Annotated in this window: 7 protein-coding genes; 4 read left to right on the top strand and 3 right to left on the bottom strand. The window is 70.2% G+C overall.

All coding sequences use genetic code 11. The features are described from left to right. On the top strand, window positions 1-199 hold a 199-nt coding region (locus ACXJKB_RS01980), incomplete at its 5' end, for a transposase (RefSeq protein ID WP_457184903.1). A gap of 57 nt (window positions 200-256) precedes the next feature. Here ACXJKB_RS01980 and greA read toward each other — a convergent pair. After that, window positions 257-748, bottom strand: a complete 492-nt coding sequence (greA, locus tag ACXJKB_RS01975) for a transcription elongation factor GreA (RefSeq protein ID WP_457184901.1) — start codon at window positions 746-748, stop codon at window positions 257-259. Window positions 749-923: 175 nt separating this feature from the next. Continuing rightward, a complete protein-coding gene (locus ACXJKB_RS01970; RefSeq protein WP_457184899.1) occupies window positions 924-1,313 on the bottom strand; it encodes a DUF4307 domain-containing protein in 390 nt (129 codons plus the stop codon). A 38-nt stretch (window positions 1,314-1,351) separates the two neighbouring features. Between ACXJKB_RS01970 and mca the strand changes: the two genes are divergently transcribed. Together mca and ACXJKB_RS01960 are read left to right on the top strand one after the other, a co-directional pair. Beyond that, on the top strand, window positions 1,352-2,251 hold the full coding sequence (gene mca, locus ACXJKB_RS01965; RefSeq protein WP_457184897.1) for a mycothiol conjugate amidase Mca: 900 nt from the start codon (window positions 1,352-1,354) through the stop codon (window positions 2,249-2,251). Between the two features lie 23 nt (window positions 2,252-2,274). After that, window positions 2,275-2,571 (top strand): hypothetical protein, encoded by a 297-nt coding sequence (locus tag ACXJKB_RS01960; RefSeq protein ID WP_457184895.1) that lies wholly within the window; start codon window positions 2,275-2,277, stop codon window positions 2,569-2,571. A 6-nt stretch (window positions 2,572-2,577) separates the two neighbouring features. Here the strand turns inward: ACXJKB_RS01960 and ACXJKB_RS01955 are convergent, their stop codons facing one another. Next, window positions 2,578-4,719, bottom strand: coding sequence for an MMPL family transporter (locus tag ACXJKB_RS01955; protein WP_457184893.1), 2,142 nt, complete (start codon window positions 4,717-4,719; stop codon window positions 2,578-2,580). Between the two features lie 238 nt (window positions 4,720-4,957). On the opposite strand from ACXJKB_RS01955, the gene ACXJKB_RS01950 reads away from it, so the two are divergent. After that, the gene (locus ACXJKB_RS01950; RefSeq protein WP_457184891.1) at window positions 4,958-9,685 is read left to right on the top strand and encodes a family 16 glycoside hydrolase; all 4,728 of its coding nucleotides are present in this window, start codon (window positions 4,958-4,960) and stop codon (window positions 9,683-9,685) included. Window positions 9,686-9,689: the final 4 nt, after the last annotated feature.

Raw genomic sequence — 9,689 nt, 5'->3', positions numbered from 1 at the left:
GAACACCAACGGCCTGCTGCGCCAGTACTTCCCCAAAAGCACCGACCTGTCGGTCTACCAGCTCGACTACCTCGACCACGTCGCCGCCAAGCTCAACCGCAGGCCCCGCAAGACCCTCGGCTGGAAGACACCGGCACAGGCACTCGACGAACTACTGTCGAACCCACCAAAACCAACCGGTGTTGCATCGACCGCTTGAATCCGCCGAGTCAGGAATGTGGGTGGACCACCGCTCCGGCGGTGATCAGGGTGGTGCTCAGGCCTTGTAGGGCTCCGCGTCGACGATCTCGACGGAGAACTCCTTGCCGGTGGGCGCGGTGTAGGTGACCGTGTCGCCCTTGCTCTTGCCGTTGATCGCGGATCCCAGGGCGGTCTGCGGCGAGTAGACGTCGAGGGTGTCGCCCTCGGAGAGGTTCTCGCGGGCGCCGAGGAGGAACTTCTCCTCGTCGCCGCCGTCGATGCGGGCGGTCACGACCATCCCGGGCTCGACGACGCCGTCGTTGGGAGGCGTCTCGCCGACCTCGGCCTTGCGGAGCATGTCCTCGAGCTGACGGATGCGGGCCTCCTGCTTGCCCTGGTCGTCCTTGGCAGCGTGGTAGCCGCTGTTCTCCTTGAGGTCGCCTTCGTCACGTGCTGCGGCGATCTTCTCGATGATGTCCTGGCGCTTGGGGCCCTTGAGGTCCTCGAGCTCGGCCTGCAGCTTGTCGTAGGCCTCCTGGGTCAGCCAGACGGTGCCCTGGTCGGTCATGTCGGTGCTCCTGCTCACGTGGTACTGGATGCGGGTGTGCCTCAGCGCGCCCGCATCGGGTCAGTGGGATCTTCCGTCCGATCGGTGTCGGCGCGGCGACAGACGTCGGCCAGCGCACCCGGACGGGCAGAACGATCAGGTTAGCAAGACTGAGGCAAAAGTGCAGGCCGACGGCTCAGCGCGGTCGCGGCTGGTCGGGCGAGGTGCACCCGAGCTTCTCCACGGAGGTGGCGCGGCGCTCGGTGCGGATGACGACCTCGTTGGGGCCGTCGACCGGGGTGAAGGCGAGCTCGCCGACGGCCGTCTTGTCCTCGGCCAGCGCGCGCACGCGGCAGCTGGCCTCCACGCCGTCCGCCAGCTGTACGTCGACGCGGGCCTCGACCTGGTGGTCGCTCGTGACGTCGAAGGTGACGACCTCGGAGCGGACGTCGGGGCTGCCGTGGAACCACGCCGTCCAGCCGAGCCACGTCAGTCCGACGACGGCGAGGACGACCGCGAGGCCCACGGCTGCGGGGCGCCGCCACCGGGCGGGGGCGCCGTAGCGGTCGGCGAGGTCGGTGGTCACGCACAGAAGCGTAAGTCCCTGCTCCTAGACTCCAGACCATGGCCCAGCCCCCCGCAGACCGACCCCGCGCCGGCCTCCGCCTCATGCACGTCCACGCCCACCCCGACGACGAGTCGAGCAAGGGGGCCGCGTCCACGGCGAAGTACGTCGCCGAGGGGGTCGACGTCCACGTCGCCACCTGCACCGGCGGCGAGCGCGGCTCGGTGCTCAACGCCAAGATGGACCGCCCCGAGGTCTGGGAGAACATCACCGAGATCCGCCGCGAGGAGATGCACCGCGCCCGCGACATCCTCGGCATCCGTCAGGACTGGCTCGGTTTCGTCGACTCCGGCTGGCCCGAGGGCGACCCGCTTCCGCCGCTCCCGGAGGGCTGCTTCGCGCTCGTGCCGCTCGAGGAGGCCACCGAGCGCCTCGTACGGCTGATCCGCGGGTTCCGTCCCCACGTCCTGACGACGTACGACGAGCGCGGCGGCTACCCGCACCCCGACCACATCCGCTGCCACGAGGTCTCCGTCGCCGCCTACCACGCGGCCGGCGACCCGGATCGCTTCCCCGACGCGGGTGAGCCGTGGCAGCCGATGAAGCTCTACTACCACCACGGCTGGAGCTGGGCGAAGACCAACGCCCTCCACGAGGCGATGCTCGCCCACGACCTCGAGTCGCCCTACGCCGAGCGCCTCGAGAAGTGGGAGCGCGAGCCGGAGTGGGACGACCGGATCACCACGCGGGTGCCGTGCGGCGACTACTTCGGGGTCCGCGACCAGGCGCTGCTCGCCCACGCCACGCAGATCGACCCCGACGGCATGTGGTTCGCGATCCCGCGTGAGATCCAGCAGAAGACCTGGCCCACCGAGGACTACGAGCTGGTCGAGTCGACGGTCGAGAGCACACTGCCCGAGGACGATCTCTTCGCGGGGATCCCAACCCCCGCTCCCTGAGCAGGAAGTGGGACACTAGGGGCATGCTCCACCTGCTGATCATCGCGCTCGTGAACGACCCCACGCCGGAGGACACCGAGGTGAAGGCGGGTCCGCTGGGCTTCGCCGTGTGGATCTTCATGATCATCGCGGTCGTCATCATCGCGTTCAGCCTGGTCAAGCAGCTGCGCAAGGCGCAGGCGGCCAAGGACGCCGGCGTCTACGGCGACGAGCCGGTTCAGCGCTCCGAGGAGACGGACGCGACGGACGCACCGGACGCACCGGGCACCCCGGGTGGCTCGGCCACGACGGGCACCTCCTCCACCACCGACGAGCGCTGAGGCTCCTCAGCCCTGCTGCCCCTGCCCGGGCAGCCACCAGTTCCACCGGCCCAGCAGCGTCATCGACGCCGGCAGCAGCAGGCCACGAACGATCGTCACGTCGAGCAGCACGGCCACCGTCATCCCGACGCCGATCTCCTTGACCGCGATCAGCTCGCCGAGCGCGAAGCCGAGGAACACGATCCCGATCGCGACCGCGGCGAGCGTCACCACCGGTCCCGAGGCGGTGATGCCGGTGAGGACGGCCTCGTCGTTGAGCGCCCGGAGGTCCTTGCCGCGATCCCGCTTGCGCGTCGGGCGGGCCAGGGCCTCGTCCCACGCCTCGCGGATCCGGGCGACCAGGAAGACGTGGTAGTCCATCGACAACCCGAACGCGAACATGAACAGCAGCAGGGGAGTGGTGACGTCGAGGGCGCCCCACGAGTCGAAGCCGAGCAGGGACGACCCCCAACCGCGCTGGAAGATGGCCACCACCACGCCGAGCGTCGCGCCGAGGGAGAGCAGGTTGAGGGCCACGGCCTTGATGGGTACGACGACGGAGCGCGTCAGCCGTCCCAGCAGCAGGGCGGTGAGCAGCGCGACGACCAGCACCGCGATGGGCGCCCGGTCGGCGAGGGCGTCGCGGGTGTCGACCAGCTCGGCCGTGGGCCCGCCGACGAGGACGTCGGCCCCGAGGTCGGCGGCCCGCAGCCGGCGTACGAGGTCCTGCACCTTCGGGCCGTCGTAGTCGCCGGCAGCGTCCGGCTCGGGCTCGACGAGGAGCTGGCTGAGGTCGCCGGGCACGGGGTCGAACAGCAGCACGTCGACGACGCCGGGGATGCCGGCCAGCCCCGCCATGGCGTCCGCCGTCTCCTGGGAGGAGAACTCCGCCTCGACAAGCACGGTGATCGGTGTGGCCACCTGGTCGGGGTAGCGGTCCTCGATCGCGGCCTGCGTCAGCCGCGGCTCGCTGTCGCGGGGAAGCGAGCGGGTGTCGGAGTTGCGGAGGTCGAGGGACAGCAGGGGCGTGCTGAGCAGGAGCAGCAGGGCGGTGCACCCGAGCAGCACCGGCCACGGGCGGCGCTGCGCGAACCTCGCCAGGCGTGGCAGCAGCGCATGGGCGCTGGGGGTGCCGCCCAGGAAACGACCCGCCGCGGGTGCGGGGATCCGCCCGTGTGACACGGCGACCAGCGCGGGGGCGAGGGTCAGTCCGGTCAGCGTGGCGCCGGCGACCGCGACGAGGCCTCCGATCGCCATCGGGGAGAGGACCGGGTCGCGCAGCACGAGCAGGCCGGCCAGCGCCGTCGCGACGGTGAGGCCCGAGACGAGGACCGTGCGCCCGGAGGTGGCCAGCGTGCGCCCGAGCGCTGCCGCGACGTCGGTGCCCGGCGCGGCTGCTCGCTCCTCCCGGAAGCGGCCGAGGACCAGGAGCGCGTAGTCCACCGCCAGGCCGAGGCCGAGCAGCGTGACGACGTTGACGGCGTAGTCGCTCACCGGCGTCAGGCGGGCCAGGCCCGTCAGCGCCAGCAGGGCCACGCAGACCGAGCCGAGCGCGGTCGCCACGGGCAGCAGGCCGACGACGAGCCCGCCCAGGGCGAGCGCGAGGACGACGACGAGCACGAGGATCGCGACGCCCTCGCCGCGCGCGGCGTCCTGCACCGCCTGCTCGCCGAAGGCCTCCTCGGCGAGCAGCGGGCCGCCGACCAGCACCTCGGGCATGCCGACCTGCTGCAGGGTCTTCTCGACCTCCGCGGCGGCAGCGAGGGCACGGTCGCGGTCGACGGTGTGGTCGATCTCGACGGTGACGACCGTGCCGAACCGGTCGGGCCGGACGAGGTCCTGCGCGCCGGTGGTCCAGGGGTCGCGCACCTCGACGACGTCCGGCAGGTCGCGTACGTCGTGCAGCGTGCGCGTGGCCTGGTCGATCAGGTCGATGCCGTAGATGTCCGCCCCGGACAGGACGGCGACCACCAGCTCGCCCTCGGGGTCGGCGRCCTCCAGCCGCTTTTTCACCTGGGCCGACTCGCTGTCGTCGCGCAACGGGTCGGGAGCCTCGGCCAGGTCGAAGACCGATCCGCCGAGCACGGCGCCGAGCACGACGACCACCGCCCAGGTCGCGAGGACCGGGCGTCGCCAGCGGTGCAGCAGCCGTCCGAGGTCCTCCAGCACGAGCGGAACTGTAACGGGGACCATCCCTTATGACGATCACCAGTCAAAAGTTGTTCACAAACTGTCGGATCGGTCCTAGGGTGAGCGACGTCACAACCGTCCCGGCGTGCGTCGTGCCCGGGCTCCCGAGAGGTAATCCCCGGTGTCGAAGAATTCCTCCACCGCTCCACCCCCCCGCGCGCGCCGCTGGGCCGCCGCGACCCTTGCCGCTGCCGTTGCGGCAAGCCTTGCTGCCACGGTGCCGAGCGCCGCGTCGGCCATCCCGGCCGGCGACGAGCCCGGCGTCACCATGCGCGGTTACCAGCTMGGCCAGGGCATCTCCGAGCTCTGCACCTTGAAGGCCGCGCAGACCCCCAACGTCGACCTGCTCAAGCCGACGATCGACTGGGACGCCCCGGAGGACTTCGGCGGCCTGTCCGAGAACTTCGTCGTGGAGGCGCTCGCCAACCTCGACATCCCCACCGCCGGCTCCTACACGTTCCGGCTGCTGAGCGACGACGGCTCCGAGCTGTTCATCGACGACACGAAGGTCATCGACAACGACGGCCTCCACGGCAACACGCCGAAGGACGGCTCGGCGGAGCTGTCGCCGGGCATCAAGAAGCTGCGGATCAACTTCTTCGAGGCCGGTGGCGGCGAGCAGCTCACGCTGCAGTGGAAGAAGCCCGGTGACGCCGCGTTCACCGTCGTGCCCACCTCCGTCCTCAGCACCGAGGCCGGCGTCACGCGCGTCACGGCTCCCGGGTTCAAGTACTGCGAGGGCCAGAACGACTCGGCCGGCGACGGCCTCCAGCTCGACGGGGTGAACCCCGCCTACAAGGTCACCGACCTCCGGCCCAGCGGCTTCGAGCCGCAGGTCACCGGCCTCGAGTGGATGGGCGACGACCTGCTCGTCCTCACCTGGGGCGGCAACGGCAACGACCAGGGCAACGTGGAGCTCGGCGAGCTCTACCGGCTCGAGGGCGTCAAGGGCGCCGACTCGACCGCGGACGTGACGCGCACCAAGATCGCGGGCGGCCTCAAGGAGCCGCAGGGCATCAAGGTCGTCGACGGCGAGATCTACATCTCCGAGAAGACCGGCCTGATCAAGCTGACCGACGAGGACGCCCAGGGTGTCTTCCAGTCGCAGGACCAGATCGCGACCTACCCGTTCGACGGGAACTTCCACGAGTTCGGCTTCGGCATGCTCTACAAGGACGGCAAGTTCCACGTGAACCTGTCCGTCTCCATCAACCTCGGCGGCGCGACCACCGTGCCGCAGGGCTCGCAGGACCGCGGCACGCACATCACCATCGACAAGGACACCGGCGAGATCGACTACGTCGCCGGCGGCCTCCGCACGCCGCACGGCATGGGTTGGGGCGCGAACGGTGAGATCTTCGTGACCGACAACCAGGGCGGCTGGCTCCCGGCCTCCAAGCTGATCGAGATCAAGCCGGGCGAGTTCTACAACCACTTCACCACCGAGAAGGACGGCACGCCCGGTCGCTTCGACGACCAGCCGGTCACCAAGCCGGTGCTGTGGATGCCGCAGAACGAGATCGCCAACTCCCCGAGCACGCCCGTCGTCGTCGACGGCGGCCCGTACGCCGGCCAGATGTTCATCGGCGACGTCACCTACGGCGGCCTCCAGCGCGCCGACCTCGAGGTCGTCGACGGCGCCAAGCAGGGCGCGCTGTTCCGGATGACGCAGGGCCTCGAGGCCGGTGTCAGCCGGGTGCTCAAGGGCGACAACGGCCAGCTGATCATCGGTGGCCTCGGCGCCGGCGGCAACTGGGGCCAGAACGGCAAGCTGCGCTACGGCCTGCAGAAGCTCGACCTCACCCAGAACGTGCCCTTCGACATGCTGTCGATGGACGTCGTCGAGGGTGGCTTCGAGATCGAGTACACCAAGCCCCTGTCCGCTGACACGCTCGCCGACCTGGCGAGCAAGTACCAGGTCCAGCAGTGGCGCTACCGCGCGACGGCACAGTACGGCGGTCCCAAGCTCGACCAGGAGAGCCTCTCCGTCACCAGCGCGACCGCCAGCGAGGACGGGAAGACCGTCACGCTCGAGGTCGATGGCCTGAAGCCCGACCGCGTCGTCCACCTCCGCTCGCCGCGGCCGTTCGCCTCGACGTCCGGTGACACGCTGTGGAGCACCGAGGCCTGGTACACCCTCAACAGCTACCCCGGCTACGTCGAGCCCGAGCCCGAGGCCCCGGCCGACGGCATCTACGAGCTCGAGGACGGCATCCTCACCGGCACCGCCGGGATCGACACCGAGCACGCCGGCTTCACCGGTTCGGGCTTCGTCGACGGCATCCAGACCATCGGCTCGGGTGTCACCGTCGACGTCGTCGCCCCCAGGGCCGGCGCCTACGACCTGGTGCTGCGCTACGCCAACGGTCCCAACCCGCAGCCCAACCAGGCGAAGAAGATGAGCCTGTACGTCGGCGGGGTGCTCCAGACGATCGTCCTGCCGCCGCTCGGCGACTGGAAGACGTGGGGCACGCACACCGTCCGCGTCAACCTGCCGGCCGGCGTCACCACCGTGGAGATCGCCTACGAGACCGGTGACGACGGCAACGTCAACCTCGACCACCTCAAGGTCGTCGACCCGACCGGTGGTCGTGTCGAGGCCGAGGTCGGCACCATCACCGGTGACCGCAACCGCGTGCAGACCGAGCACGCCGGCTTCAGCGGCGCCGGTTACGTCGGTGGCTTCGAGGTCGACGGCGCGTCCGTGACCTTCGACGTGACCGCGACGGCGGCCGGGTTCCACAACGTGAAGCTCGGCTACGCCAACGGCCCGAACCCCCAGGCCGGCCAGACCAAGGTGATGTCCGTCTACGTCAACGGCGTCTTCGCCAAGAAGCTGTCGCTGCCGCCGTTCGCCACCTGGAAGGAGTGGGGCTCGGTCACCGACCAGCTCGAGCTGCAGGCCGGCACCAACGTCATCAAGATCCAGCGCGACGCCGGCGACAACGGCAACGTCAACATCGACTACCTCGACCTCGGTTCCCGTGAGGCGTGCGCGCCGGGTCAGACGCCCGGTGCCGACGACGAGTTCGACGGCACGAAGCTGGACACGTGCCGCTGGAGCACGATCCTCAACAAGACCGCGACCGGTGTCGCCGTGGCCGACGGCCAGCTGCGCATCAACGCGCAGTCCGGTGACCTCTCCGGAGGGGCGGTCGACGCCAAGAACATGGTGCTGCAGCCGGCTCCGGCCGAGGGTCCCTGGGCCGCTGCGACCCAGTTCTCGATGACCGGTGCCGACGACTACCTCCAGGGTGGTCTCGTGGCCTGGACCAGCGCCACCAACTACGCCAAGTTCGTGGCGATGGAGAAGCCGGACGGCGACTGGGTGCTCGAGCTGGGCCGCCGCATCAACGGCGACATGGTCTACACCAACGCCGACCTGCCCGAGGGCGCCGCTCCGGACGACCTGCAGCTGCAGATGGTCTCGACCGGCACCTCGATCCAGGGCCGCTGGTCGGTCGACCAGGGTGCCACGTGGACGTCGATGGGCTCGGGCTACCCGAGCACCGGGCTGGTGGCACCGAAGGTCGGCGTCGCCGCCTACAACGGCACCGGCAGCCAGGTCGGCGCGTTCGACTGGTTCAAGATGGTCGAGCCGGTCGTCGAGCCCGACACCTGTGAGGCCACGCCTGCAGACCCGGGCTACCGCAGCCTGTTCGACGGCACCGCGGCGAGCATGGACGACTGGAACATGGCCGGACCCGGCCTGTTCACCCGTGAGGCCGACTGCACGCTGAAGACCAACGGTGGCCTCGGCCTGCTGTGGCACTCGGAGCCGCTCGCGGGCGACTACTCGCTGCAGCTGGACTGGAAGCTCACCAAGGACGACAACGGTGGCGTCTTCGTCGGGTTCCCGAACCCGGAGACGACCCCCCGCTACGACGGCGACGCCCCCAACCCGGCGGGTGACCCCTGGGTCGCGGTCGACCGTGGCTACGAGATCCAGATCGACGCCACCGACCTTCCCGACCGCACGACGGGTGCCATCTACACGTTCAAGGGCGCGAACGCCGAGCGGGACGCGGCGCTCAAGCCGGTCAACGAGTGGAACCACTACGAGATCCGGGTCGAGGGCAAGCGCATCCGCGTCTTCCTCAACGACGTGCTGGTGAACGACTTCACCAGCCCGGACGACCAGACGAAGCGCCTCACCTGGCCGTCGCACATCGGCCTGCAGAACCACGGTGGCGGCGAGAACGTCTACTACCGCGACGTGCAGCTAATGGAGCTCGACGACCCAGAGAACGTGGCGGCCGAGGTGAGCGTCACCGCACCGGAGCAGGTCGAGACGGGCGCCAAGGGCGAGGTTGTTGTCGAGGTCGGTTCGGCCGCCGAGGCGGCACCGACTGGTGAGGTGGTGCTGTCCGTGGACGGCACCGACCTGCCGGCGGTGGAGCTCGAGGACGGCAAGGCGACCTTCGAGGTCGGCCCGTTCACCGAGGCGGGGACCGTGGAGCTGGTGGCTGAGTACGCCGGCGACGTGGCCACCGACCCGGGCCAGGGCAGTGCGCAGCTGAAGGTGGTGGAGCCATCGACGACCCCGCCGACGACGCCRCCGACGACGCCGCCCACGACGCCGCCCACGACGCCGCCCACCACGCCGCCCACCACGCCGCCGACGACCCCGTCGACGCCCGCGGTGACGGTCGTCAAGGGCGGGAAGGTCGACGCGACGAAGAACCGTCGCAAGGCCAAGCTGGTGCTGAGCTGTGGCTCGGTGGCCTGTGAGGGCAAGGTCGTGCTGCGGACCCGCGGCGCGAAGGGCAAGCGGCTCGGCGCCGGCGCGTTCGACATGGACGCGCGGGACAAGGGCACCGTGGTGCTCAAGCTCAACAAGTTGGCACGCGCCCTCCTCGGCAAGAAGGCGTCGCTCAAGGTGGTGCTGGTCGTCCGCCACGAGGACGGCACCACGCAGCGCGTGAAGGTCCGCCTCAAGCGCTGACCCG

The sequence above is a fragment of the Nocardioides sp. P5_E3 genome (genome assembly GCF_054049275.1).
Note: the sequence above shows the minus strand (reverse complement) of the source record. Positions and strands in the feature narration are given on the sequence as shown.

What these genes read in the sequence shown, in the direction of transcription:
- greA (WP_457184901.1), bottom strand. Translation starts at nt 748, where the DNA reads ATGACCGACCAGGGCACCGTCTGGCTGACCCAGGAGGCCTACGACAAG.
- ACXJKB_RS01960 (WP_457184895.1), top strand. Translation starts at nt 2,275, where the DNA reads ATGCTCCACCTGCTGATCATCGCGCTCGTGAACGACCCCACGCCGGAG.
- mca (WP_457184897.1), top strand. Translation starts at nt 1,352, where the DNA reads ATGGCCCAGCCCCCCGCAGACCGACCCCGCGCCGGCCTCCGCCTCATG.